This window comes from Thomasclavelia cocleata, from assembly GCF_900102365.1.
Taxonomy (GTDB): Bacteria; Bacillota_I; Bacilli_A; order Erysipelotrichales; family Coprobacillaceae; genus Thomasclavelia; species Thomasclavelia cocleata.
In genome coordinates this window covers 1-26062 of the sequence record NZ_FOIN01000038.1, presented here as the reverse complement: position 1 = coordinate 26062, position 26062 = coordinate 1, and the positions used below count along the sequence as shown (strand labels likewise).

At 26.4% G+C, this 26062-nt stretch carries 26 protein-coding genes and 1 other RNA gene; 3 read left to right on the top strand and 24 right to left on the bottom strand.

The annotated features are described in order from the left end of the window. On the top strand, nucleotides 1-375 hold a 375-nt coding region (locus BMW96_RS14540; RefSeq protein ID WP_244881314.1), incomplete at its 5' end, for a transposase. Here the strand turns inward: BMW96_RS14540 and BMW96_RS11300 are convergent. The 19 genes from BMW96_RS11300 to BMW96_RS11210 form a co-directional block, all read right to left on the bottom strand. Continuing rightward, complete coding sequence (locus BMW96_RS11300; RefSeq protein WP_092355948.1) at nucleotides 323-1639, bottom strand: polysaccharide deacetylase family protein; 1317 nt, start codon at nucleotides 1637-1639, stop codon at nucleotides 323-325. The genes BMW96_RS14540 and BMW96_RS11300 overlap by 53 nt on opposite strands. 115 nt (nucleotides 1640-1754) lie before the next feature. Continuing rightward, entirely contained in the window at nucleotides 1755-2609 is an 855-nt protein-coding gene (gene rsmI / locus BMW96_RS11295) for a 16S rRNA (cytidine(1402)-2'-O)-methyltransferase (RefSeq protein WP_092355945.1), read from the bottom strand. Next, on the bottom strand, nucleotides 2602-3339 hold the full coding sequence (locus BMW96_RS11290) for a tRNA1(Val) (adenine(37)-N6)-methyltransferase (protein WP_092355942.1): 738 nt from the start codon (nucleotides 3337-3339) through the stop codon (nucleotides 2602-2604). The genes rsmI and BMW96_RS11290 overlap by 8 nt, the downstream gene beginning before the upstream one ends. Beyond that, nucleotides 3339-4151 (bottom strand): PSP1 domain-containing protein, encoded by an 813-nt coding sequence (ricT, locus tag BMW96_RS11285; protein ID WP_092355939.1) that lies wholly within the window; start codon nucleotides 4149-4151, stop codon nucleotides 3339-3341. Before ricT ends, BMW96_RS11290 begins: the two co-directional genes overlap by 1 nt. Nucleotides 4152-4164: 13 nt before the next feature. Beyond that, the gene (locus tag BMW96_RS11280) at nucleotides 4165-5106 is read right to left on the bottom strand and encodes a hypothetical protein (protein WP_092355936.1); all 942 of its coding nucleotides are present in this window, start codon (nucleotides 5104-5106) and stop codon (nucleotides 4165-4167) included. Continuing rightward, nucleotides 5103-5723: a dTMP kinase gene (gene tmk / locus BMW96_RS11275; protein ID WP_092355933.1), complete on the bottom strand. Its 621-nt coding sequence runs from the start codon at nucleotides 5721-5723 to the stop codon at nucleotides 5103-5105. The genes BMW96_RS11280 and tmk overlap by 4 nt, the downstream gene beginning before the upstream one ends. Before the next feature lie 464 nt (nucleotides 5724-6187). After that, on the bottom strand, nucleotides 6188-6781 hold the full coding sequence (gene recR, locus BMW96_RS11270) for a recombination mediator RecR (protein ID WP_092355930.1): 594 nt from the start codon (nucleotides 6779-6781) through the stop codon (nucleotides 6188-6190). Between the two features lie 12 nt (nucleotides 6782-6793). Next, nucleotides 6794-8599, bottom strand: coding sequence for a DNA polymerase III subunit gamma/tau (gene dnaX, locus BMW96_RS11265; RefSeq protein WP_092355927.1), 1806 nt, complete (start codon nucleotides 8597-8599; stop codon nucleotides 6794-6796). A 122-nt stretch (nucleotides 8600-8721) separates the two neighbouring features. Next, complete coding sequence (locus BMW96_RS11260) at nucleotides 8722-9171, bottom strand: nucleoside deaminase (protein ID WP_092355924.1); 450 nt, start codon at nucleotides 9169-9171, stop codon at nucleotides 8722-8724. A gap of 14 nt (nucleotides 9172-9185) precedes the next feature. Further along, nucleotides 9186-9273, bottom strand: an RNA gene (gene ffs / locus BMW96_RS11255) — signal recognition particle sRNA small type. Between the two features lie 54 nt (nucleotides 9274-9327). Then, complete coding sequence (locus BMW96_RS11250; protein ID WP_092355921.1) at nucleotides 9328-9831, bottom strand: GNAT family N-acetyltransferase; 504 nt, start codon at nucleotides 9829-9831, stop codon at nucleotides 9328-9330. 12 nt (nucleotides 9832-9843) lie between these two features. Beyond that, nucleotides 9844-10992 (bottom strand): ABC transporter permease, encoded by a 1149-nt coding sequence (locus tag BMW96_RS11245; RefSeq protein ID WP_092355918.1) that lies wholly within the window; start codon nucleotides 10990-10992, stop codon nucleotides 9844-9846. After that, on the bottom strand, nucleotides 10979-12109 hold the full coding sequence (locus BMW96_RS11240; protein WP_177165843.1) for an ABC transporter permease: 1131 nt from the start codon (nucleotides 12107-12109) through the stop codon (nucleotides 10979-10981). Before BMW96_RS11240 ends, BMW96_RS11245 begins: the two co-directional genes overlap by 14 nt. After that, nucleotides 12109-13047 carry an ABC transporter ATP-binding protein gene (locus BMW96_RS11235; protein ID WP_092355915.1) on the bottom strand — a complete coding sequence of 313 codons (939 nt, stop codon included), beginning with the start codon at nucleotides 13045-13047 and terminating at the stop codon, nucleotides 12109-12111. Before BMW96_RS11235 ends, BMW96_RS11240 begins: the two co-directional genes overlap by 1 nt. Nucleotides 13048-13137: 90 nt before the next feature. After that, the gene (locus BMW96_RS11230; protein ID WP_092355912.1) at nucleotides 13138-13557 is read right to left on the bottom strand and encodes a DUF3021 family protein; all 420 of its coding nucleotides are present in this window, start codon (nucleotides 13555-13557) and stop codon (nucleotides 13138-13140) included. 8 nt (nucleotides 13558-13565) lie between these two features. Beyond that, a complete protein-coding gene (locus BMW96_RS11225; protein ID WP_092355909.1) occupies nucleotides 13566-13997 on the bottom strand; it encodes a LytTR family DNA-binding domain-containing protein in 432 nt (143 codons plus the stop codon). A gap of 200 nt (nucleotides 13998-14197) precedes the next feature. Then, entirely contained in the window at nucleotides 14198-15019 is an 822-nt protein-coding gene (locus BMW96_RS11220) for an HAD family hydrolase (RefSeq protein WP_092355906.1), read from the bottom strand. A gap of 16 nt (nucleotides 15020-15035) precedes the next feature. Beyond that, on the bottom strand, nucleotides 15036-16316 hold the full coding sequence (serS, locus tag BMW96_RS11215; protein WP_092355903.1) for a serine--tRNA ligase: 1281 nt from the start codon (nucleotides 16314-16316) through the stop codon (nucleotides 15036-15038). Nucleotides 16317-16577: 261 nt separating this feature from the next. Continuing rightward, the gene (locus BMW96_RS11210; RefSeq protein WP_092355900.1) at nucleotides 16578-17219 is read right to left on the bottom strand and encodes an HAD family hydrolase; all 642 of its coding nucleotides are present in this window, start codon (nucleotides 17217-17219) and stop codon (nucleotides 16578-16580) included. Nucleotides 17220-17792: 573 nt separating this feature from the next. Here BMW96_RS11210 and BMW96_RS11205 point away from each other — a divergent pair. Then, nucleotides 17793-18086 carry a hypothetical protein gene (locus tag BMW96_RS11205; RefSeq protein WP_092355897.1) on the top strand — a complete coding sequence of 98 codons (294 nt, stop codon included), beginning with the start codon at nucleotides 17793-17795 and terminating at the stop codon, nucleotides 18084-18086. A gap of 240 nt (nucleotides 18087-18326) precedes the next feature. Here the strand turns inward: BMW96_RS11205 and BMW96_RS11200 are convergent, their stop codons facing one another. The 5 genes from BMW96_RS11200 to yaaA all read right to left on the bottom strand — a co-directional run bounded on the left by BMW96_RS11200 (nucleotide 18327) and on the right by yaaA (nucleotide 25522). Continuing rightward, the gene (locus BMW96_RS11200; protein WP_092355894.1) at nucleotides 18327-19529 is read right to left on the bottom strand and encodes a Fic family protein; all 1203 of its coding nucleotides are present in this window, start codon (nucleotides 19527-19529) and stop codon (nucleotides 18327-18329) included. 289 nt (nucleotides 19530-19818) lie between these two features. Continuing rightward, nucleotides 19819-22278 (bottom strand): DNA gyrase subunit A, encoded by a 2460-nt coding sequence (gene gyrA / locus BMW96_RS11195; RefSeq protein WP_092355891.1) that lies wholly within the window; start codon nucleotides 22276-22278, stop codon nucleotides 19819-19821. 15 nt (nucleotides 22279-22293) lie between these two features. Beyond that, nucleotides 22294-24219 carry a DNA topoisomerase (ATP-hydrolyzing) subunit B gene (gene gyrB, locus BMW96_RS11190; protein ID WP_092355888.1) on the bottom strand — a complete coding sequence of 642 codons (1926 nt, stop codon included), beginning with the start codon at nucleotides 24217-24219 and terminating at the stop codon, nucleotides 22294-22296. Next, on the bottom strand, nucleotides 24219-25316 hold the full coding sequence (gene recF, locus BMW96_RS11185) for a DNA replication/repair protein RecF (protein ID WP_092355885.1): 1098 nt from the start codon (nucleotides 25314-25316) through the stop codon (nucleotides 24219-24221). Before recF ends, gyrB begins: the two co-directional genes overlap by 1 nt. Next, nucleotides 25316-25522, bottom strand: a complete 207-nt coding sequence (gene yaaA, locus BMW96_RS11180; protein WP_092355882.1) for a S4 domain-containing protein YaaA — start codon at nucleotides 25520-25522, stop codon at nucleotides 25316-25318. The genes recF and yaaA overlap by 1 nt, the downstream gene beginning before the upstream one ends. A gap of 291 nt (nucleotides 25523-25813) precedes the next feature. On the opposite strand from yaaA, the gene BMW96_RS11175 reads away from it, so the two are divergent. Continuing rightward, the coding region (locus tag BMW96_RS11175; protein WP_472573229.1) for a transposase at nucleotides 25814-26062 on the top strand (249 nt) is incomplete at its 3' end.

Here is a 26062-nt window from a genome sequence, read left to right as displayed (position 1 = left end):
AAAGAGATATATAGAATTAGAAAAGAGAGTATAGAACGTGTATTTGGAGAGTGCAAGGAAAAACATAATTTAAGATTTACACGATTAAGGGGGCTGAGGAAAAACAAACATCAGGGAGAGCTTATTTTTGCATGCCATAATTTAAGAAAGATGGCAGGATGGCTATGGAAAGACAGGCCAGTTTTTATAAAAAAGGGCAATAAAAGTGAAATATATAAAGAAAAAGAAATAAATAATAAATCAAAAACAAAAAAAGGTGGTATAAGAACTTTAAAACTAGTTTTTATACCATCTTTTGTCAACAGCCTGACGCTAGTCATAACTAGCGTAAAACATTCTTTAATTCAAAATATTGACTTAATGTATCTAAAGTAACAAACTGGTAACCACGTTTATCTAATTCCGCCAATGCCATTTCTAATCCATCTATAGTAAATGTATGTATATCATGAATTAATATAACAGCTCCATTAAATGCATTATCAACTATAGCATCCTTTATTTTATTAGCATCTTTTAATTTCCAATCTTCTGTATCTAAATTCCATAAAGCAATTTTCAAACCATTATTAGCAATTACCTCTTTTGACATATCATTAGTAGCTCCATAAGGAGGTCTAATAATTTTAGGTTCAAAACCTGTAATACTAAATATTTCATTTTGCGTATCAACAATTTGCTTATTTACACCATCTACATCTAGTTTTCTTAAATCAGGATGATCCCAAGAATGACTTCCAATTTCAAAACCATGTTCATAAACTGTTTTAACTATATCTGGATATAATTTAACATTTTTTCCTAACATTAAAAATGTTGCACGTCCATTATATTTTTCAAATAATTCAATAGTTCTAAGTGTATTTGTCTTATGTGGTCCATCATCAAGAGTTATTGCAACAATTTTTTTATTTGGATCTATTTTAGGTTGAGCAGTAGGTTTAGCTACATCTATAGGTGCATTAGATGGAATATTTTTATTAGCCAGTTTAATTAAATCCTTATTATCTGCATAATTTATTTCTACCTTTTCTTTTAGATTTTCATCTGTATAGATAACTAATTTTGACTTTTCAATTCTTATATTTGAGTTATCGTAATTTATTTTATCAATTCCATTAATACCAGCTAATGATGTTTTATATAAATTTCTCAAACAATCATCAACAGTTAATAATGTATTATTTTTTAAATCATATGAAAATATTTTATTTGTAGATGATATAAGTTTTTCATCCTCATTAAACTTTTCAATTTTTAGTTTTAAATTAATGAACTGATCATATACTTCATCAATAGAATAATCCATATACAAAATATCTTTACTTTTTTCACTTACTTTTTGTTCTTTTATATAATTTTTATAATATTGATTTATTATTTTATTAAAATCTTCACTTTCGGTTTTAGGATAATATAATGATATATAAATATTCTCTGTTTCATCTTTATAGTGTTCTATAGTTCCAATATCTTTATTTTTCTTATCATATACATTATATTTATCATATATGTTATCTTTATTTATAAACCAAAATAAACCACCTATTATAATTGCAAATACAATCATAATTATTACTATATAAAATATCTTTTTTCTATTAAATTTATCATTTTTTATTGTATACTCATATTTCATTCATTTTTCCTACCCTTTCATAACTATATAATACCTTTATTTAACAAATTAGTAAAATTTATATTTTTAATGTTTCACGTGAAACATTAAAAATAACCTTTAACTAAAAAAATATTTATTCATCTTTTTGATGATATTCAGCATACACTTCATTTTTCTTGAGATTTCTTAATTTAGCAACCTCTTTAATAGAATCTTTAACAGACATTCCCTTATTCACATATTCATTAACATGTTCAACAATAGTTTGTTCAAAAATCTGTTCTTCTATTACATTATTATTACCAGAAACAATGATTACCATTTCACCTTTTAAATTATTAGATACTTCAATCACTTCACTTAAAAAACCTCTTATTACTTCTTCATGCTTTTTGCTTATTTCTCTACACAAAGCAATTTCTCGATCCCCAAATATCTCTAATATTAACTTTAAAGTTTTTGTAATTCGATGAGGAGATTCATAAAATATGATTGTCTCTTCATAATTTTTTAATTTTTCTAATTCCTTTTTCTTTTTTTTATCAAAATGGTCTAAAAATCCATAAAACAAAAAAGGTTGTGGTGCAATGCCAGAAACAACTAAAGCATTAAGACAAGCACTAGCACCACTTATTGGAATTACATTTATATTATTTTTAATAGCCTCTTTAACTAATTCATAACCTGGATCAGAAATAGCTGGATAACCAGCATCACTAACTAATGCTATATTATTACCTTCTAACATTAAATTTATTAATTTAGGTATAGAATGTAATAAATTATGCTCATGATGGGAAATTAACTTTGTTTTTATATTAAAATGGTTTAATAATTTAATTGTATTCCGAGTATCTTCAGCACCAATATAATCTACCTCTAGTAAAATTTTAACTGCACGATATGTTATTTCATCCAAGTTACCAATAGGAGTAGCTACTAAATACAAACACGGTTGATTATTTTCAAAACTCTTTTGTCTATTCATCAATATTTTCTCCAAACATTCTTCTTACTTCATTACTATAACTTCCATCTTCATTATGTGCGTATAATGGCGGTTCAATTTTCAAACCTTTTTTTCCTTTATAAATACCCTCTACTAATAAAACATGACTTTCACGACCTACTTTAGGATAAACAAATCTTATTCGTTTTGGTTCTATTTCATACTTCTGCATTAAGTTTAAAATTTCAATCATTCGATCTGGTCGATGTACCATTGAAAATCTACCACGATTGTCTAAAATAACTGATGCAGATTTTATAATTCTTTCTAAATCTATCTTAATTTCATGACGAGCAATAGTTAAAAATTCATTTTCATTCAAATTACTTTCCTCATCTACTTTAAAAAAGGGAGGATTACAAATAACCAACCCAACTTTTGAAGCATTTTTAACATATTCATTTATATCTCCATGAACTATTTCAATTTGATTATCAAGTTTATTTAGAGTAATATTTTTCTTTGCTAATTCAACAGCTTCCTTTTGTATTTCAATTCCCAAAATATCTTTATTTGTTCTAGTTGATAAAATCAAGGGAATTGCAGCATTGTTAGTACCAAAATCAACTATTTTCTTTACATTTTTATTAATTGTACAAAAATTAGCTAATAAAACAGTATCTAAAGAGAAATTGAACATATCTTTCCTTTGAATTATTTTTAAATTATTATGGGCTAATAAATAATTTTCTACTTCCACATTTAACATTACTTACCACCACTCAAATTAAAAGTTATTTCATCTAATCCTACAAAAATAATCGCACCATTATTATCGATTTTAATTAAATCATTTATAACATTTAATCCAAGAACTTTAACATCTTTACCTTCATATTTTACACGGCTTCCTATTTTAGGAAAACGCTGTTTTTCAATTGTATAAACTTCATCCTCATATTTTAGACAACACATTAGTCTTCCGCATGCTCCGGAAATTTTTTCGATATTTATAGCTAGCATTTGATTTTTAGCCATATTAATAGAAACACCGTTAAATTCACCAAATAAAGAAGTACAACACAGCGGTAATCCACATGTTCCTATTCCTCCTACAACTTTTGCTTTATCACGAGGTCCAATTTGTCGTAATTCTATACGACAACGAAAAACAGTAGCTAATTCTTTTAATAATTCTCTAAAATCAACTCTTTCATCAGAAGTATACATAAATATTACTTTTGCTTTATCTAAAGTAAATTCACAATTGGTTAACTGCATATCAACTTCATACCGAGAAACAATATCTCTACATGTTATCAAAGCCTCTTTAGCATCTATTAAATTTTTTTCATAATCTTCTATATCCTTTGGTGTTGCTCTACGAGAAATAGGTTTTAATTCAGTATCAAGATTAAACTCTTCTATAGACATTAATTCTTGAGATATTTCTCCCAACTCTACTCCTCTAACAGTTTCAACAACAACACGTTCTCCTTTTTCAAGTTCTAAATCTGTAGAAAAATAATAAACTTTTCCTGCACTTTTAAACTTTACACTTGCTAATTTAAGTTCTTCCATAAATAAATCCTTTCTATAATCTATACATCAAACTATCCATCAATAAAGCCACATTTGCATTACTTTCAATAACATAAATAGTTTCTAATACTAGTTCAATTTGCTTTATTAAATTTTCTACTGAAACATCTATAGTTTTGAATAAATCAATATTTTTTGAATATAAAATTTTTTGTTGATGTTTCACGTGAAACACATCTTTCATAGCTAATACTAACATATTTAAAAATAATTTAATATCATTACGCTCTTTATATTTTTTTAATAAATTTGTTTGTGTATTAATAATTAAATTATTACGCTTAAAATACAAATCTTCAATAAAGTTAATTACTTGTACTTGCATAAATTCAAATCTTTCATCATATAATTCCCTTGCCTCATTAATATCAACAGTTAAAAATGATAATATATTTGCAACATCATCTGGAATATTCTCGTTTTTAAGCTGTTTAACAATAATTTCTTTACTATCTGGCTTAATATCAATTATTTGACAACGTGATAAAATCGTTGGCAGTACTCTATTTATATTTTGTGCAGTAAATAAAGCATAAATCCCCTCTTCTGGTTCCTCTAACATTTTTAATAAAGTATTCATAGCTTCTTTAGTAGAATATTCGATATTTTCAATTATATATATTTTTACTTTTCCTTCTAATGAAGATTTTTTAAAAGTATTTTGAATTAATTCAATATCACCTTTTTTTATTGAAATATCTTTCCCATTAAATTTAAGTATATCCCCATACTTATTCTCTAAAACTTTACGACAATCATTACACTTCATACAAGCTAAAGTTTCATCACAAATCAAAGACATTGCTAAAAAATTTAAAGGTTTCTCAGTATTATTACCAACCAATAAAAAAGCATGTGGTATTTTTTCCTGTGAAAATTCATTATTTATTAGATTATAAAAAATTGGCTGATTTTTCTTTAGATATTCTCTCATAATTCACTCTTTATAACAGCAATAACCTGATCAGCAACTTCTTCAATTGTTCTATTAGCATCAATTTTAGTAATTCGATCAGAATATTTATCACAAATAATCATATAACCTTCATATACTTTTTTATGAAATTCCTTTGATTCTAAATCAAGTCTATCTACAACTCGAGCATTCTTTTCAATTCTAGCTAACCCTACTTCATAAGGAATATCAAAAAAAATAGTTAAATCAGGCATAATATCACCAATTGCAAATAAATTCATTTGATAAACTTCATCTATCCCAATTTTCCTTGCTACTCCTTGATATACTAATGAGCTGTCTACAAAACGATCACAAATTACAATATAATCATCATCTAAAGCTGGTTTTACTTTTTCAATTAAATGTTGTCTTCTTGCTGCCGCATATAATAAAGCTTCAGTTCTAGCTTCCATTGTAATATTTTTTTTATCTAAAATTATATTTCTAATTTGTTCAGAAATGTCTATTCCACCAGGTTCTCTTGTCAATAAAACTTTATAACCTTCTGCACTTAATTTATCATATACTATTTTTGAAATAGTAGTTTTACCACTTCCATCAGGTCCTTCTAACGTAATAAACTTACCTTTCATCATATTTTCCTTTCACATTTTAATTCAAAATAATCTATAACAGATTATAACATATGTAGTACTTTGATACAATTTAATACTTGATTAGCACTCTATTATAACAAGTGCTAAAAAATAAAATTTTGCTGATATAAATTTCTGACAATACTGAAAAAATAATAGTAAATCAGTAGGTTTAACTCATTAAAAATTACATTATAATCTCATAAATATTTTTATTAATAAAAAAAGCAATGTTTTCAGCAGATTTACTGATCTATTGCCTTTATTTATAAAAAAGATATAAGATAAATTATAATTATCCCAGGAAATCCTAACATCATCAAAACAAAGATGTTTAGAATATTATAACCAAAATAATTATTAGTAAATATATTTAATATATATATAATCATAAATGATTTAATTAAAGCTATTATAAATCTACGCACATAAAACACCTCTTACATAAATATATGAGCGGTTTAAATTTTCTTTCTTCCTTCAAGTGATTTTAATAACGTTAATTCATCTGCATAATCAATATTACTTCCAATTGGTAAACCGTTAGCTATTCTAGTTGTATTAATATTTCTTTTAGCTAATAACTTTGCTAAATACAAAGCTGTAGTTTCTCCTTCACGAGTTGGATTAGTAGCGATTATTACTTCTTTAATAGAATCATCTAACCGCTCAAATAAAGAATTTACATTTAAATCTTCTATAGTTTTACCATCCAAAATTGACATTGTTCCATGCAATACGTGATATAAACCATTATATTCTTTTACCTTCTCCATTGCAAAAACATCTTTTGAATCCTCAACAACACAAATAGTATCCTGATCACGGTTTTTATCTTTACATATATCACAAAATTCATCTTCGCATATATGACCACATTTCACACAATAATGGATACTCTCTTGTATATTTTTAATCGAATCAGAAAATTCTTCAACATAGCTTTTATCCATAGATAAAATATAATAAGCTAATCGCTCAGCACTTTTTCCGCCAATTCCAGGTAAGCGTTTAAAACAATCAACTAAATCTTGAAAAGATTGTGGATAATTCATATGAAACCTCCTTTATTCTTCAAATTCAACAATTTCACCAAATAATTCAAGTGCTAATGTCTGTGCCTCATTTAACTCTTCATTATTAGATTGAAACACCCCAATATGATGTAATACAATGGGTTGTGCTTGAGGAAGAGTCTTAGACCTATTCATTTCAATATACCTATTTCTCATATTTGGCCATTCACTATTTTTAACTGCTATAAAATCATAACTATATCCTAAAATTTCTTGAAGAAAATTCTTTAATTGATAATAATTTTCTGTATCATTTATTTCATTTACATTAGGTTGATGTTCAAAAGCAATAATAATACCACCTTTTGCAGCAGCAACTGGAATACCATCACATAACATTGATGCGTATTTTGCTGTATTTAAATTAAATCTATAACGAGCAATAACTGGCCATTTTTCTTTTATCTCATTAAGTATTTTTCGATCTGCTTGAACTAAAATATTTAAAATATCATCAAATAATATTTCAATATTTATCTTCAATTTTTCCTCTTTTTTATTAGTTGAAATTGTATTGTCTAAAGTATTAGTTTCGCTTTCATTATTTTTTATAACCGATTCTATTATTCCTTCAGTAACTTCTTCAATTTCACACTTTGTTTGATCAACTTCATCTAAATTCTTTTTTTCTACTATTTCACTATCTTTTTCTAATTCATTTATATGATTTACTTTTTTTATTGTATCAACAATAATTTCAGTCTCTATATCACTTTTATTTTCACCTTTAACTTTATTACATATTTTTAACATTGCTAGCTCAAAATATGTATTAGCATCTAAGGATAAACTATAATGACTACTAGCATCAATTAAAATGTCAATTATTTCAAAAGCTTCCTCCACTAAAATATAAGGAGCTAAATTATCTATATCCTTTTTTGATAAAACAAATAATATATTTATATCCTCAGTATTTTTATAAATAATTATATCCTTTAATACATCTATTAAATCATAAGTAAGTCTTTTAATATCAATACTAGTACTCAACATATATTCTAAAGACTCTAAAACTCCCTTTAAATCTTTAGATAATAACTTCTTAATAAATAAAATCTTACTATCCATAGATAATAAACCATATACCATATTAACACTATCTACAGACAAAACATTATTATATGCTAAACACTGCTCTAAAATGCTTAATGCATCTCGCATACCACCTTCTGCTAATTTTGCAATTAGTTCTAAAGCAGGTAATTGATAATCTTTATTTTCTGATTTTAATACATGCTCTAATCTACCAACAATATCAGTATCTTCTACCTTTTTAAAATCAAATCTTTGACACCTTGATATTATAGTTGGTAATATTTTATGTGGTTCAGTAGTAGCTAAAACAAAGACAATATGTGCAGGGGGCTCTTCTAATGTTTTAAGTAATGCATTAAAAGCGCCTGTTGACATCATATGAACTTCATCAATAATATAAACTTTATACTTTCCATTAATTGGAGCATATTTAACTTTATCAATTAAGTCCCTTACCTCATCAACTCCATTATTACTAGCAGCATCAATCTCAATAACATCTGGATGTTCACCAACAGAAATTGCTTTACAATTAGAGCAAGTATCACATGGAGGATATTCTCCTGTACAATTCAAAGCCTTTGCTAATAACTTTGCTACTGTAGTTTTTCCAGTTCCTCTAGGACCTGCAAATAAGTAAGCATGTGAAATACGATTTTCTTTAATTGCATTTTGTAAAGTCGTTACTACATGTTCTTGACCTGCTACTTCTTTAAAAGTTTGAGGTCTATACGACCTATATAAAGCTTTATATGACATTATTAATCACTCCTCATTCCTACTTATTATACTATATAATATAAAAAAAGATAATTTAATTTAAAAAAGATTCAACTTATTATAATTGAATCACTCAGTATCATCTAGATTAATCATTTAAACTACTTTTTTCTTTTACTTTTAAAATATTCCTTTATTATCTTAGAACATTTTTCTTGCAATATACCACTTATAATATCAGGATAATGATTAACTGGCGTATTAGCTTTACAAATGGTTGTTAATGCTAACCATCTATTTTCAAATGCCCCAAAAACGACTCTTTTTATTCTGCTATTAATTATTGCACCAGAACACATTACACATGGCTCTAATGTTACATATAAAGTACACTCATCAAGATACCAGGAATTCAATTTATCACACGCCATATTAATTGCAATAATTTCAGCATGTGCAGTTGCTAAATTAGTTGTTTCACGAAGATTATGTCCCCATGCAATAACTTGGTTATCTTTAACAATAATAGCCCCAACAGGAACTTCATCCTTATCTAGACATTTTAAAGCTTCTTGATAAGCCAAATCCATATATTTAGTATCTTGATCCATATTAAATCTCCTTTAAAAAAGCCACTACACATAGACGGTTATTCTTAATGCTGCTACCTTCCGGTCCTGACATGGTTCGAAGCCGCCTATTGTAATGGCAAATATGATTATATAACATCTAAACTATAAATTCAATAATAACTATAAAATTTTTAATTATAAATATAAATTCATAAGATATGCATCAACATATTCTTTATCAATTTTCATAAAATTTTTATATGTTGCAATAATCTCAAATCCATATTTTTCATACAAAGCAATTGCATATTCATTACTTGTAACTACCTCTAAATCAATTACTTCAATTCCTGACTCAACTGCATAACCAATTAAAATTGCTACTAAGTTACTGCCAATACCTAGATGCCAATAATTTTTTAAAACACTTACTCCTATATTTGCTCGATGAGCCAATCTTCTCTTTTTATTACCACTCAAAGAAGCTACACCAACTATTTTTAAACCATCTTTAGCAACAATCATTAAAGAATTAGGATCTTCATGAATTTCTTTGATTAATTGCATCTCCTCTACTTCATTTAAATTACAATCTTCTAAACCAAAAGTTAAATTATTACTTTCCCCAGCAACTTTATTTAAATAATCAATTATTTTTTTAGCATCCTTTGGTACTGCTTCACAATATTCTAAATTCATTTAATCACCTACTTATTTTTTTAAACGCAGTCTTGTTATTATTTGAGTAGCTATATATACTAACAAAGCAAAAATCAAAACTATTAACATATCAATCAAGATTGGCTGTATTGAATTAAAACTAAAATCTACTAATTTAATAATTTCATTATTTGCTTTTATAAACCAATAAGATGGTAAAAATTTTGCTAATCCTAAAACAAACGGACTTAACATATTTTGAGGAACAAATGCACCACAAATAAAACTTGAACCTAAACCAAAAACATTACCAACCCCACTTAAAATTTCTCGATTACTAGTAAATTTAGCAATCATAAAACTAAATGCTTGAATAAAAATCATCAAAACTAATGAATTAATAACCAAAAATACTCCATTTAAAGTCATCATTGCATCTTTATAAAGAATAAAACTAAACCCTACATATAGTAACCAAATAGCTAATCCAACTGTATAGTTACCCAACATTAATTGACGATTCATACTTTTATAACTTACTGGTGAAATTAAATTTCTTCTTTTAATCTTTTCTTCATTAAATGAAATCATAATCATTGTTATAACTACCATTGTTAATGTAATTAACATGTAGTTAGAAAAATTATAATACGTTGCAGGCATTGAAAAATCTATATCATTTTGCTTATCTAACATACCTACTTCAATATTTTTATTTAAATCTTCTTTAATCAATTTTGTTAAATTTTTATCACTAATTCCAGCTTTTAAATAGATATTCGCAGTATTTAAATACTTATTTAATAAATTCTTACTATAAATACTATTATATGAATCTGGCAAATCCATAGTTTCAATTGAAACATTCTTACCTTCAATAAAATCATTAGTATAATTCTCTGGAATAATCATAATATAATCAACATTACGATAAAACAAAGCATCACGTAAAGCTTCATCATTATCTTTTAAACTAACTAATTCTCCATGATTTTTAATATATTCCTTAAAACCTTTAATTAATTCAGTATTTTTATCTCTATTCACAATTGCAACTTTAACATCCATTGACTCATAATCAGTTGAAGTAGAATTATAAGTTCCAGCAAAAATAGCTAATCCAAGAAAAATAGCAGAATAAGTTAAAATCAATAAAGCATAAGTACTAGCTATTTTTAAATATTTTTTATATACTGTCATATTGTTTCCTCCTTGTAAAAAATAATGATCCTAATATCAGAAGAACACCAATAACAAATAAACAAATCATATTAGTTGTATAACGATTCAAATTGTCATAATAATATAAAGCATAAAGTCCATCAGTAATCAAACTTACTGGATTAATATAAGTTAAAAACGGTAAATTTATTTGCATCCAATACTTAATATCAATGATCATCATTCCAGAAAAGAATGATAAAACAAGTGAAAAACTTGATAAAAATGAGATCTTTGTATCCTCTTTTTTAAATTTTAAAGCATTTCCAGCAAAATTTCCTAATCCAACTCCTGTAAAACATCCAATCGCAATCAAGAGAATAATATAACCAATCTGCTCACCAAAACCAATTCCTAATCCAAAAACTAAATAAGCCATTAAAATCATCATTATAGCAAATTGAATAATAAAGGCTGATATTATACCTGATAACACTGTTACTATTTTTGAAATCGGAGAAATTCCAATTCTAGTCCCCTGCCTTGAAAGATTGGCTTCTATCTGACTAGTTGTTCTTAAACCACAAAAACTAGCATTTAAACAGTTCATCCCAATCAATGTATAAAAATATATAACAGTTAAATCTGTATTTCCTCCAATATTCTGAGTTTCAAAATTATTCTTTGATAAATTAACTGCATCTAAGATATTATTTTGTAAGGCAATTGGATTTAATCTCGCAATATTTTCAACTGTACTCATTGTACTGTTATATTCATTTGCAATACTCTCTAAAATTGTTTCATCTATTCCAGTATTATTTACAATCAGCTTAATATCTTCATCAACAACATAGTAACCTTTAATTTTTTCATCTTTTAATAATTGTTTAGCTTTATCTAAACTCGTAATTTGTAAGTTAATCAACTTCTCATCGCTTTTTTCTAATCCCTTTAATGTATCTTTAAAATAAATATTCTCCTGTTCTTCAACCAATGCAACATTAACAGTTTCAAATTCTTCACTAGCAGTTAAATTAGAAAAAGCTAAATTAAAGAAAGTTGCTAATGCAAGTGGAAATACTAACGTCCAAAATATTACCATCTTGTTTCTAAATAATGTTTTAAACTGATATTTAAAAAAATGTAAAAACATTAATCTCTTAACTCTTTTCCAGTTAATTCTAAAAATACATCATTTAGTGTTGGACGTTCACTAAATAAACTTGTATAACTAACATTATTTTCTCGAACATAGTCAATTAGTCTACTCAAATTATCTTCTTTTGTATTATAAGAAATACGAACAATATTATTTTCAATTTCAATATTAATTATTCGATCACTTTTTTTAAGTCGCTCAATAAATACTTCATTTATTTCTTTTAATTCAATTGTAATTTTCTCACCTAAACTAATCATATTTTTCAATTCATCTTTAGTTCCTGAAGCAATTACCTTTCCTTTATCCATAACAACAATTCGATTACATAGTTGTTCAACCTCTTCCATATAATGAGTAGTATAAACAATAGTTGCTCCTAATTCATTTAAACGTTTTATCCCCTCTAAAATATTATTTCTACTTTGAGGATCAACAGCTACAGTAGGCTCATCTAAAAAAATTAATTTAGGTTTATGAGCAATCCCACATGCAATATTTAACCTTCTTAATAATCCGCCACTCAACTCTTTTGGTTTAAATTTAGTAAATTCATTTAAACTTACTAAATTTATTGCATCTTGTACATATTCATCACGTATTTTTTTATCTTTGATATAAAGTCCACAAAAATAATCAATATTTTCAATTACACTTAACTCTTCAAACACCGCTACATCTTGAAAAACTACGCCAATCATACTTTTTATATCATAAGCAGTTGGACTCATCTCTTTATTAAAAATCTTAATAGACCCAGAATCGTATTTCAATAATGATAAAACAGTATTGATAGTAGTTGATTTACCACTACCATTAGGTCCTAATAATCCTAAAATCTCCCCTTCATAAACATCTAAACTAAAATTATCTAATGCAATTAACTCACCATAGCATTTAGTTAGATTTTTTATCTCAATAACTTTACTCATATTCATCCTCCTCTTATATCACCACTATACATAAAATCTTAAAATAAAACTACCAATTTTAAATTACATTGACTTATTTTTAAGCAACTATTAGTTGCAACCTCGGTTTCTTTTTAATCTTTCATTAATTTTTTTAGCATCTTCACTATTTTTCATAAAAACTATTGTCCTTACAATAAAATATACTATTATTGACATAGTTAAAACACCAATAAAATTATCAAACTGAATAAAACTATTAGTATATCCATAAAGATAGTTAAAAGTACATACGACTAAAGTAATTTCTGTAACTGATAATATATTAGTCAACCACTCAGACAATTCTAAATAATGAGTAATATTAATTAATAAATTAACAATTATACAAATAATAAATATCATTATAATTAAATCATTAGTCATACTTTCATGATTTAAATAAAATAATAATGTTTGCAATAAAATTACAAAGGTATATGAAACACATGTAGTCAACATATAAGATTTAAACATTTTAATTTTTGTCATTATATCACCTACATTCCAAATTTTTCTTTAAAACTACTAACATAATGACGAGTTATAATTAACCGCTCATCATTAATTAATACTGCCTCATATCGACCATTTAATAAAGTTCTAATACTATCTAATTTATTTAAATTTAGAATTATTGATTTACTTATTCTAACAAATAATTGTTCATCTAGTTGTTTTTCTAACTCATATAATCTTAAATTTGTTTCATAAACTTTATCTTTACAGTATATAAAAGATCTATCTTCATTAACTTCAAAATAATAAATATTATCTATTTTAATTTGATAATTACGATTATCTAACTTTCCAATAATAAACTGTTTATCTTCAAATAAAGAAATAATTTTTCTCACCTCATCATCTATCTTATTACAACGAATTACAATCTCAAATTGATTATCTTTCTCACATTCAATGATTATCTTCACCAAATCACTCCTTTACAATTACATTACCATATTATAATTTATTTACCTATCTAATTTTACTAAGATGCATATATTTAAGTTGAAATGCAAAATATGTTATACATAAAAAATCTTATTAGTAATAGTTTATAATCGAAAAAGACTATTTAATAAATAATCAACTAAATAGTCATATAATTAATTCTAATATTATCATAAACTTATTTAATAAAATGATTATTTAGCCAATGAGCTACACCATCATCATCATTACTTTCAATTACTGCAGTTGCGTGTTGTTTTAACTGCTCAACAGCATTAGCCATAGCATAACATTTATCAGATATTTTAAACATTGGTAAATCATTAACTGCATCTCCAAATGATACTACCTCATCACAATCTAATAATTCTTTTAATTTTAATATTGCACTTGCTTTAGAAGCAGTTTTTGGCATAATTTCTAACCAATATTCTTTACGATAAATTTCTTGTTGGAATGTAATATTATAATCAGAATAATCTTTTAATGCTTCATATACTGGCTGTAAATCTATGTAATCACCAATAACTGTAAAATAAAATACTTCACCTTGATATAAACTGTTTTCATCTAACGTTAAGTTAATTCGATAATCATTTTGACGATTACTTAAATAATGTTTTATACCTACATGTAAATCTTTATTAATTATTGTAACACGTTCTTTATCATTAATTAGCGCATATACCATTGGTTTCAATCCATTTGATTCCATTATTTGTTTAACTACCCCAACTTGTAAATGATTAAATACACTTTTATGTATAATTTTTCCACTTTGACCATTTACAATAAAAGTTCCATTATAAATAATAAGAGGTAAATTTTTTGTTAATCCTTTAGTAACAGGTGTTGCAGAAACCAAAGAACGAGCAGTTGCATATGTAAAAATCATCCCTTGCTCAATTAAATGATTAATTATTTTAATACTGTAGTTACTAATTTTCCCTTGACTATTTAATAAAGTTCCATCCAAATCACTAATATATAATGTTTTCATATAGATAAAAAGATAACTATTTAGTTATCTTTTCCTTTCCACCCATATATGGTTGTAATGCTTTAGGAATATTAACACTTCCATCTTCATTCAAATTATTTTCAAGAAATGCAATTAACATTCTTGGTGGTGCTACTACTGTATTATTTAAAGTATGAGCAAAATATTTTCCATTTTCACCATTAATTCTAATATTTAATCTTCTAGCTTGAGCATCAGTTAAGTTAGAACATGAACCAACTTCAAAATATTTCTTTTGTCTTGGTGACCATGCTTCAACATCAATACTCTTAGATTTTAAATCTGCTAAATCTCCAGAGCAACATTCTAAAGTTCTTACAGGGATATCTAAAGATTTAAATAAATCAACTGTATTATTCCATAGCTTTTCAAACCACATTTTACTTTCATCTGGTTTACATACTACAATCATTTCTTGTTTTTCAAACTGATGAATTCGATATACACCACGTTCTTCAATTCCATGAGCCCCTTTTTCTTTTCTAAAACATGGTGAATATGAAGTATAAGTGTATGGTAATTTATCTTCTTCTAAAATATTATCAATAAATTTTCCAATCATTGAATGTTCAGAAGTACCAATTAAATATAAATCTTCCCCTTCAATTTTATACATCATGCTATCCATTTCTTCAAAACTCATTACTCCAGTAACAACATTACTACGAATCATATATGGTGGAATAACATAAGTAAAACCGCGATCAATCATAAAATCACGAGCATATGAAAGAATTGCTGAATGTAAACGTGCAATATCTCCCATTAAATAATAAAATCCTTGACCAGCTACTCTACCAGCTGCATCCATATCAATTCCATTAAATTGTTCCATAATTTCAGTATGATATGGAATTGGATAATCAGGAATTACTGGATCACCATATTTAGTAATTTCAACATTTTCACTATCATCTTTTCCAAGTGGTACAGATTCATCAATAAAGTTAGGAATTTTCATCATAATAGCTTTTAATTCACTACCATATTGTTCTTCTAACTCTTCTAATTTTTTTAACTCATCAGCCATTTCATTAACTTTCTTTTTATTATTCTCAGCAGCTTCTTTATTACCCTCACGCATAAATTGACCAATTTCTTTTGATAATTTATTACGTTTACTTCTTAATTCACTAGCTTTAGTTAAAACTTCTCGATAATCCTTATCTAATTTGTAAGCCTCATCTACTAATCCAATCTTAGTATCTTGAAATTTCTTTTTCATATTTTCTTTAACTAAGGTTGGATTTTCTCTTAATATCGCAATATCAATCATTTTAATTCTCCCTTGCTTATATATTCTTTAAAATTATACAATAATTATTTACCTTATTCAATTATTATCATGATGTTTCTCTTTTAATCATTAGCTTTTAAACTAGAAACTATATATATTTGTTTAATCTAAGTACAAATAATTATCCTTATTCCCCAGGAAATATGATTAATTCAAAGAATTACACATAAATTTTCTTGAACTTTAAACAATATTCTATTAATAATTCTAAATTTACTTAACCTGATAATTACATTATTTCTAATCTTTAAGATACTTCTTAATATCCTGCATTTTATAGATTTTTGCATATGCCTTACTTTGATCAACTCCATAGCGATCATCTGCATATGCAAGTACTCTCATACCAGCTGCATTACCTGCAGCTATCCCATATTTGCTATCTTCAACAGCAATACACTCTTCTGGTCTCACATTCAACTTTTTTGCAGCTGTTAAATATATTTCTGGATTAGGTTTACTTTCATTAAACATTTCTCCACTCAACAATTGATCAAAACATCCAATAAGATTGCATACACTTTCCATTGTTTGGATTTGATACATAGTAGAACTAGAAGCAACTGCTGTTTTATATCCATGTTCCTTTAACCAAATTAATATTTCCCTAACTCCAGGGTTTAAAACACTATCATATCCATAAGAATGTGTCTGACAATAAGTATTAAATTCTTTCTCAAATTTATCAATTGGCCAATCTAATTTCATAACACGCATACTTTCTTTATATGTATATGTATGAGAACTACCTACTAATGAATGCATAAATGCATCATCTACTTCAATTCCATAGCTCTCATAAAATCCTTTAAGTTGTTCCAAATTTTTTGGTTCACTATCCACAAGTACTCCATCCATATCAAATATTACAGCTTTAAACATATTTTCACATCTCCTTGCCTTTCTTTGTTACTACAAAAATATAGAAACTTTTAATTACATTCCTATATAACAAAATCAGAATATCATTCTTTTTATACTCCCACAATACTTTTTAAAAAGAATTCACTTATTATATTCATAAAAAATTTAAATTAACTGCCTAAAAAATTATATTTACCATCTTTATAGTATAATCTATTTACTGATATATATAAAATTTATCATTAGGAATGTAATCATGACAAAAAACACAAAAAGAATAATCTAATTATGGAAAGAAAAAGATATTAAAACTACTAGTGATTTAGATAATGTATTACAAAATTTTATTTGCATATAATTTTAATCATATAGAAATGCCATAAGTCACATATCATGATACAAGGAAAGTATTTGAAAATGGAAAAGTAACAAATTTTAAAGGTGATATCAAAAATTTATTTATAAATCAAAATCAAAAAACTTGTTACTTATATTTACGTAATAAAATAATTAATAAAGAAAAACTAAGTGTTGATTTGATTAAAGAAATTCATCACGAATTAGTAAAAGGAACATATGACGAACTAAAATATGAAAGAGGAGAACGGAGAATTTAAAAAACATGATTATATTACCAGCAAGAACGAAGTAGGTTCCTATGAGGTAGAAGACGATATCACAGATTTAGTGAGTGAAATTAAAATAAATAGTGATAACTGTTTTATGGAAACTCATTTTGAAAATATTCATCTATTTGCAAATGGAAATGGTAGAGTTATCAAATTATTTGAACATGATTATGACATTCCTCCAATAACTATATTTGATGAAGAAAAAAATTTTATTATGAATGTATTGAAAAATATGATGTTGATGATGATATAAGTTAACTTAAAATTTTTTATTTATCAATTAGATAAAACATGGCAAAGAGAATTACTTAAAATAAAAAAAGATGTATCTCATAAAAAATTATCTGATTCTCTTAAAGATAAAATATGTAAAAACTTATGATTTTTAAGGGTACCTAAAATTAGGTACCCTTATATAGTTCAATTTGTTTATTATTATCAACAAAAAATCCAAATCTCTATAAATCATAAATAAATCATGACTTATTTTAAATTATTCTAATTTAGAAACAACATCAAGATCTATACTATATTTATATGGTTTATGCTGTTTATCAATCTTAATAATATTATATTTTTCATTAATAACTTTAATCATTGCTCTAATTGTTTGTTCAGTATAATTAGTTATTTTCACTAGTTGAGACATTTCAAAACCTTCAACACCAAATAAAGTAATCTGTAAAATCAATTTAATTAGCATCTCATACTTATTATCAACACAATCACATATTTTTTTCAACATATGATTATATGTACTTATAGTATTTTCAATTTGATCTTTTAATTCTTCTAAACCAGATAAATATATTTCCAAAAAATAAATTATAAAAACTGTTAAATCTCCCCTATTTCTAATATCATTTGTTAATGCAAATGCATCATAATATTTCTTATTATTATGATTGCAAGCTATAGATAGTTGAAGAGCAGATAGTATATTTAAATAATTTGATAAATACCCACTTGCTAAAAAACGTCCCATTCTACCATTACCATTATAAAATGGATGAGTATATTCAAATAAATAATGAAATACTGCTACTCTAATAAAAAGATTAATATTTTCATCATTAATTACTTTTAATGCATTTCCAATCATTTCAATAATATTATTTTCTCCTACAATCCCTTTATGAATAATTTTTGTACCAGAGCAAACTTCAACAGCTCCCTTTCTAAATATCACTCCATCAGGTTTGTCTTTTACATCTTCTTTAATTACATCTATAAGAAGTATTTCATCATATAATTTTCTAATATCAGATACAGAATTTAATGGCATAAATTGTTCTTTTCTTAGTTTTTCATATTTATTAATCATTCCAGAAAATCTTTTATATTTTTTAGGAGACTTTTTTATTATCATATCCTTTAATTCTTTTCGAGTACTATATATACCTTCCATTTGATTAGAACTTTTTATTTCCTCAATAAGAGTACTAACAATCAAATAGCTCTTTGCTGAATTTGGTAAAACATCAGAAGCCATAATTTTTTCTAGCCATGTATTGATCATATATATTTTATCAATTAAAGAAAGTATCTCTTCATTAATCAAATAAAAACATTCATAACCATTATCTAATTTTATTCCAAGTTTATTGGTAGTTTCGCCATTAAACCGTCTAAAATACAATTCATTACTCTCATGTTCATTAATATGAAACATTTTTTTCAATTGAACATATTTCATAATAATCTCTCCTTTGTATCATATTATTAACATAAGATATGAAAATATTCAAACTTTTTTTTCATATCTTATTATTCAAAGTAGTAATTTATAATATATTAAATAGTATTGTTTCAATAAATTTATTCTAAATTATATTTTATTGTCTTTTTTCTTCTATATTTATTAAATAAAAAAAATTTGAACTATGTAAAAAATATATATTTTATTCATACAAATTAAGATTCTTATTAAAAAAGCCTTTAATAAACAATAACTATTGTCTACTAGAGGCTTTATATATAATTAATTATTCAACTTCACTATCATCTTCATTTTGTTCAATTGCTTTTTCTACAACTTCAACAGAAGAAACTTTATTTTCATCATTAACCTTAATTAAACGTACACCTTGAGTAGCACGTCCTGCAGTTTTAACTTGCTCCATTGGTAAACGAATCATAATCCCATCATCTGTAATAATTAGTAAATCTTCATCACCATTAACAGCTCGTAATGCTACAATCTGTCCATTACGTTCAGTTGCATTAATAGTTTTAACTCCTTTACCACCACGATTAGACAAACGATATTCTTCTAATGGAGACATTTTACCATATCCACGTTCTGTAACAACCATGATATATTGACCTTCTTTATCTGTAGTCATACCAATAACTTCACTACCATCAACATTAATTCCCTTCACACCACTAGCACTACGTCCCATTGGTCGAACATTCATTTCTTCAAATCTAACTAATTTACCATTTGAAGCAGCAATTAAAATTTGATCTTCACCACTAGTTAATTTAACTTGAACTAATTGATCATCATCTCTTAAACTTATTGCAATCTTTCCAGATTGACGAATTCGTTCAAATTCATTTATTGATACTCTTTTTACTAAACCATTTTTAGTTGCAAAGAACAAATAATAATTACTATTTTCTTCTACTTCTTTACGATTAATACTAATCATTGATTTAATATTTTCACCTTTATCTAAATTCAATAAATTAACTACAGGTAACCCTTTAGCAGCTCTTCCAAATTCTGGTATATTATATCCTTTTAAACGATAAACCTTACCAAAATTAGTAAAGAACAAAAGATCATCATGAGTTGACATATTAATAAGTGAAGTAACTATATCATCACTATTAGTAGCCATTCCTTTAACCCCTCGACCACCTCTATTTTGACTCTTATATGTATCAACAGGCATCCTTTTAACATATCCATTATTTGTAAGGGAAATAATAACATCTTCTATTGGAATTAAATCTTCATCTTCCAAATCAAAAGTACCTTGAATAATTTCCGTACGACGTTTATCACCATACTTATTTTTTATTTCTTCTAATTCATCATTTATTATTGATAACAAACGTTCCCTATTTTCAAGAATATCTTTCAAATCAGCAATAATTTCTAATAACTTATTCAAATCATCTTCTATTTTCTGTCTTTCTAATCCAGCTAAACGTTGTAACTGCATTTCTCTTATTGCTTTAGCTTGTTTATCAGACATATTGAACTCATCCATTAATCTAGTTTGAATAATTTCTGTAGTACGACTTGATCTTATTAATTCAATAATTGCATCTATTTGATCTAAAGCTCTCTTTAACCCTTCTAATATATGAGCTCGTTCCTCTGCCTTATTAAGTCTAAATTTTGTTCTTCTTCTAATAACCTCTTCTTGATGCTCAAGATATAAAGTTATCATTTCCTTTAAATTTAATGTTTTAGGTTCATTATTTACTAATGCAATACAATTAGCACCAAAAGTTGTTTGTAAAGAAGTCAATTTATATAATTGATTTAAAATTACTTCTGGCTGGATGTCACGACGTAATTCAATAACTACTCGAATACCATCACGATTTGATTCATCACGAATTTCTGTAATTCCTTCAATTTTCTTTTCTCTAACTAAATGTGACATTTTTTCAATCATTCGAGCTTTATTAACCATATAAGGAATTTCAGTAACAACAATTACTTTTTTATTACCCTTTTCTTCTATTTCGGTTTTTGCCCTCATTATAATCAAACCATTACCAGTTTCGTATGCTTTTTTAATTGCACTTTTTCCTAAAATATAACCTCCTGTAGGAAAATCAGGTCCCTGAATATAATTTTCCATTAATTCCATAATTGTTATATCAGGATTTTTTGCTACAGCTAAAATTGCATCAATAACCTCACCTAAATTATGAGGAGGTATATTTGTTGCCATCCCAACTGCTATTCCAGTTGAACCATTAATTAATAAATTAGGAATACGAGCCGGTAAAACTGCTGGTTCTTGCTCCTCACCATCATAGTTAGGAATAAAATCTATTGTATCTTCCTTTAAATCACGAACTAATTCACTAGATATTTTTGACATCCTTGCTTCAGTATAACGTTGCGCAGCTGCACCATCACCATCAATTGAACCAAAATTACCATGACCATCAACCAACATATAACGATAAGAAAAATCTTGAGCCATTCTAACTAATGCTTCATAAATAGAAGAATCTCCATGAGGATGATACTTCCCCATGACCTCTCCAACAATACGAGCAGATTTTTTATATGGTGTTCCTGGAGTACATCCCAAATCACTCATTCCATAAACAATTCTTCTTTGAACTGGTTTTAAACCATCTCGAACATCAGGTAAGGCTCTTGCTACAATAACAGACATTGCATATTGCATAAAAGAGTTTTTCATTTCAGATGTTAATTTAACTTTTCTAATTCCACGTTCTTCCATTATTTATCTCCTTTATTAAATATCCAAATCAGTGACGTATTTAGCATTTTCTTGAATAAACTCACGTCTAGGTTCTACTTTTTCACCCATTAACATATCAAATACCATATCTGCTTCCATAGCTTCATCTAAATCAATTTGATTTAATATTCTTTTTTCAGGATCCATGGTAGTTTCCCAAAGTTGTTCAGCATTCATTTCTCCAAGACCTTTATATCGCTGAATACTATATTTAGCACCAGTTCCAATTTTAGTTTTTAAATCATCTAATTCTTCATCACTATAACAATAATATTCATCTTTACCATGTTTTAGTAAATAAAGAGGTGGTTGAGCTGCATAAACAAAGCCATTTTCAATTAATGGTCTTAAATAACGATATAAGAAAGTAAGCATTAAAATTCTAATATGCCCACCATCAACATCAGCATCGGTCATAATAACAATTTTATGATATCTTAATTTATCAAGATTAAATTCTTCACCAATTCCTGTTCCAAAAGCAGTAATCATTGAACGAATTTCAGCATTACCAAGAATCTTTTCTAATCTTGATTTTTCAACATTTAGAATTTTACCACGTAATGGTAAAATAGCCTGAATTCGACGATCACGCCCCATTTTAGCACTACCACCAGCCGAATCCCCTTCGACAATAAAAATTTCACACTCACTAGCATCTTTACTTGAACAATCTGCAAGTTTTCCTGGTAAATTAGAAACTTCAAGAACATTTTTTCTTCTTGTCATTTCTCTAGCTTTTTTAGCAGCCATTCTTGCTCTCGAAGCTACAATTGCTTTGTCAATAATAATTTTTGCTGTATCAGGATTCTCTAATAAAAATTTATCTAATGATGAACTTATAATATTACTAGCAATTTTACGTACTTCTGCATTTCCTAATTTAGTTTTTGTTTGTCCTTCATATTGAGGATCTGGATGTTTAACTGAAATTATAGCTGTTAAACCTTCTCGAACATCATCACCAGATAAAGCTTCCTCATCTTTCTTTAAAAAGCCTTTACTTTTAGCATAATTATTAATAACCCGTGTTAAAGCTAAACGAAATCCCTCCTCATGAGTTCCTCCTTCATGAGTATTAATATTATTACAGAATGAATAAATATTTGATTGATATCCATCATTATACTGCATACCAACTTCAATTGTAATTTCTTGTTGCATGTCTTCAACATAAATGATTTCTTCATGAATTGGAGTTTTATTTTTATTAATATAAGCTACATATTCTTTAATACCGCCTTCATAATAATATTCATGTTTGCGATTTGCACCATTACGCTGATCTTCCAATGATAAACATAGCCCTTTATTTAAAAATGCTAATTCCCTAACTCTTTGTCTTAGCGTATCATAATCATAAACAGTACCTTCTTTAAAAATAATCTTATCAGCTTTAAAAGTAACAATTGTCCCTGTAATATCTGAATCACCAATAATTTTTAATTCACCTACTGGTTTTCCACCATTTTCAAAACGTTGATAAAATTCATGACCTTCACGATGAACATTTACTTCCAGCCATTGGGATAAAGCATTTACAACTGAAGCACCAACACCATGAAGTCCACCAGATACTTTATATCCGCCACCACCAAATTTACCACCAGCATGTAATACTGTAAAAATGGTTTCAACAGTTGAAATTCCAGTTTTAGCATGAGTTCCTGTAGGCATCCCTCTTCCATTATCAATTACTTGCACTACATCATCATCTTTTAAAATTACACGGATATGACTTGCATATCCTGCTAATGCTTCATCGATTGAGTTATCAACTATTTCCCAAACTAAATGATGTAATCCTCTAATTGAAGTTGTTCCAATATACATTCCTGGTCTTTTTCGAACTGCTTCAAGACCTTCTAAGACTTGAATATCGGATTCATCATAACTATGTTCTACTTTTTCTTCTGACATTACGTAACCTCCTTGCCGCTTTTAATATAGATTTTTTTCGCTTTTTCTACTATTTGATGATTAATTCCATCAATTGAAGTAGTTGTTATAAAAGTTTGAATTTTTTGATTTAAAATATCTAATAGCATATTTTTTCTTGTTTCATCCAATTCTGATAATACATCATCCAATAATAAAACTGGATATTCTCCAATTTCATCCTTAATTAACTCGATTAAAGCAACCTTCATAGCTAATACAATTGTTCTTTGCTGTCCTTGCGAAGCAAATAAATCAGCAATATTTCCATTCATATAAATTCCTAAATCATCTTTATGTATACCAATATGAGTTTGCATATAACGAATATCACGTTGATGATTCTTTTTATACATTGATAAAATATTTTCATAATTTATTTCATTTTTAAGAAAACAAAGATAACATAAATCAATTATTTCATCATCTTTTTTAGAAATCATCTGATAAATTAATTTAACTTTTTCACCTAATTTATTAATAAAATTAATTCGTTTCTTAATTAATTCTACTTGTAATTTAGCTAACTGCTCATCAAGAACTTCTAAATATTCATCACTATTTATATTCTTTTTATTCAATACTTTTAAATACTTATTTCTTTCTTTAAGTAAATTATTGTATTTACTTAAATTAAATACATATATTGGTGATATCTTCGAAAGTTCTAAATCAACAAAACGGCGACGATTACGTGGACCTCCTTTTACTAAATATAAATCATCAGGAATAAAAACTACTACATTTAAAAGACCAACATACTCACTTATCTTATAAATGTCTTGATCATCAATTTTAGCTCTTTTAAAATCATTACCAAGAATTATTTCTAAATAACGTTTCTTATTATTGGAAATAACTTCACCTTTTACTTTAGCAAAATCATAATCAAACATAATCATTTGTTTAATGATATGAGTTTTAAAAGACTTACCTACTGACAATAAATAAATAGCTTCTATCAAGTTTGTTTTACCTTGACCATTGTCTCCTATCAAGATATTAATATCTTGATTAAACTCAATAAAAAGACGATTATAATTTCGAAAATTACTTAAACTTAACGATTTAACTATCATTAATCAATAATAAAAGCTTCCCCATTGAATTCTATTTGATCAGCATTTCGAAGTTTTTTTCCTCTTCTAGTTTCAACTTCACCATTAACTAGAACCAATCCATCTTTAATAACCATTTTTGCATCAATACCACTTGAAACACAGCCTACAAACTTTAAAAACTGTCCTAAAGTTATATATTCATCTCTAATTTGAATTTTTTTCATAACTATCCTCTTTTTTATAAAAATATATCGTTATTATATCATAAATTATATTAAAATTCAAAAAAATAAGCATTTTAACGCTTTTTTTTATAAAAAGTAAAAAATGTTAAATTTTAATAAAATTCGCTCATATTTAAAATTTATCCACATATAATAAATATACCTAGTAAAAAAATACTTTCACGAAAGAAAAGGGGCTGTAACGAAATAAAATAGTTAAGTTCCAAAACAAAAAAGACAATATCTCAGTGAGTTGCTGAGAAATATTGTCTTTTTTGGTATAATTAGATCATGGAAACAACGACTTTTTCACAATCTAATTACATTACTCATTATAACGCAATTCAGGTATCTTTGCCAATGAATATTGGAACAATTATTGATCCAGATGATGAGGTTGTTTCTTTCTTAAAGGTGATGGAAGGAGTGAACTGTTCTAAATATATTAAAAATGTCAGTCACCGGGGTAGAAAGGGATATGATAAGGGAATGCTGTTAAGAATTATTCTTTTTGCTTATATGATCAACGTTAGGGATTAT

What these genes read in the sequence shown, in the direction of transcription:
- BMW96_RS11300 (WP_092355948.1), bottom strand. Translation starts at nt 1,639, where the DNA reads ATGAAATATGAGTATACAATAAAAAATGATAAATTTAATAGAAAAAAG.
- rsmI (WP_092355945.1), bottom strand. Translation starts at nt 2,609, where the DNA reads ATGAATAGACAAAAGAGTTTTGAAAATAATCAACCGTGTTTGTATTTA.
- BMW96_RS11290 (WP_092355942.1), bottom strand. Translation starts at nt 3,339, where the DNA reads ATGTTAAATGTGGAAGTAGAAAATTATTTATTAGCCCATAATAATTTA.
- ricT (WP_092355939.1), bottom strand. Translation starts at nt 4,151, where the DNA reads ATGGAAGAACTTAAATTAGCAAGTGTAAAGTTTAAAAGTGCAGGAAAA.
- BMW96_RS11280 (WP_092355936.1), bottom strand. Translation starts at nt 5,106, where the DNA reads ATGAGAGAATATCTAAAGAAAAATCAGCCAATTTTTTATAATCTAATA.
- tmk (WP_092355933.1), bottom strand. Translation starts at nt 5,723, where the DNA reads ATGAAAGGTAAGTTTATTACGTTAGAAGGACCTGATGGAAGTGGTAAA.
- recR (WP_092355930.1), bottom strand. Translation starts at nt 6,781, where the DNA reads ATGAATTATCCACAATCTTTTCAAGATTTAGTTGATTGTTTTAAACGC.
- dnaX (WP_092355927.1), bottom strand. Translation starts at nt 8,599, where the DNA reads ATGTCATATAAAGCTTTATATAGGTCGTATAGACCTCAAACTTTTAAA.
- BMW96_RS11260 (WP_092355924.1), bottom strand. Translation starts at nt 9,171, where the DNA reads ATGGATCAAGATACTAAATATATGGATTTGGCTTATCAAGAAGCTTTA.
- BMW96_RS11250 (WP_092355921.1), bottom strand. Translation starts at nt 9,831, where the DNA reads ATGAATTTAGAATATTGTGAAGCAGTACCAAAGGATGCTAAAAAAATA.
- BMW96_RS11245 (WP_092355918.1), bottom strand. Translation starts at nt 10,992, where the DNA reads ATGACAGTATATAAAAAATATTTAAAAATAGCTAGTACTTATGCTTTA.
- BMW96_RS11240 (WP_177165843.1), bottom strand. Translation starts at nt 12,109, where the DNA reads ATGTTTTTACATTTTTTTAAATATCAGTTTAAAACATTATTTAGAAAC.
- BMW96_RS11235 (WP_092355915.1), bottom strand. Translation starts at nt 13,047, where the DNA reads ATGAGTAAAGTTATTGAGATAAAAAATCTAACTAAATGCTATGGTGAG.
- BMW96_RS11230 (WP_092355912.1), bottom strand. Translation starts at nt 13,557, where the DNA reads ATGACAAAAATTAAAATGTTTAAATCTTATATGTTGACTACATGTGTT.
- BMW96_RS11220 (WP_092355906.1), bottom strand. Translation starts at nt 15,019, where the DNA reads ATGAAAACATTATATATTAGTGATTTGGATGGAACTTTATTAAATAGT.
- serS (WP_092355903.1), bottom strand. Translation starts at nt 16,316, where the DNA reads ATGATTGATATTGCGATATTAAGAGAAAATCCAACCTTAGTTAAAGAA.
- BMW96_RS11210 (WP_092355900.1), bottom strand. Translation starts at nt 17,219, where the DNA reads ATGTTTAAAGCTGTAATATTTGATATGGATGGAGTACTTGTGGATAGT.
- BMW96_RS11205 (WP_092355897.1), top strand. Translation starts at nt 17,793, where the DNA reads ATGAAAGAGGAGAACGGAGAATTTAAAAAACATGATTATATTACCAGC.
- BMW96_RS11200 (WP_092355894.1), bottom strand. Translation starts at nt 19,529, where the DNA reads ATGAAATATGTTCAATTGAAAAAAATGTTTCATATTAATGAACATGAG.
- gyrA (WP_092355891.1), bottom strand. Translation starts at nt 22,278, where the DNA reads ATGGAAGAACGTGGAATTAGAAAAGTTAAATTAACATCTGAAATGAAA.
- gyrB (WP_092355888.1), bottom strand. Translation starts at nt 24,219, where the DNA reads ATGTCAGAAGAAAAAGTAGAACATAGTTATGATGAATCCGATATTCAA.
- recF (WP_092355885.1), bottom strand. Translation starts at nt 25,316, where the DNA reads ATGATAGTTAAATCGTTAAGTTTAAGTAATTTTCGAAATTATAATCGT.
- yaaA (WP_092355882.1), bottom strand. Translation starts at nt 25,522, where the DNA reads ATGAAAAAAATTCAAATTAGAGATGAATATATAACTTTAGGACAGTTT.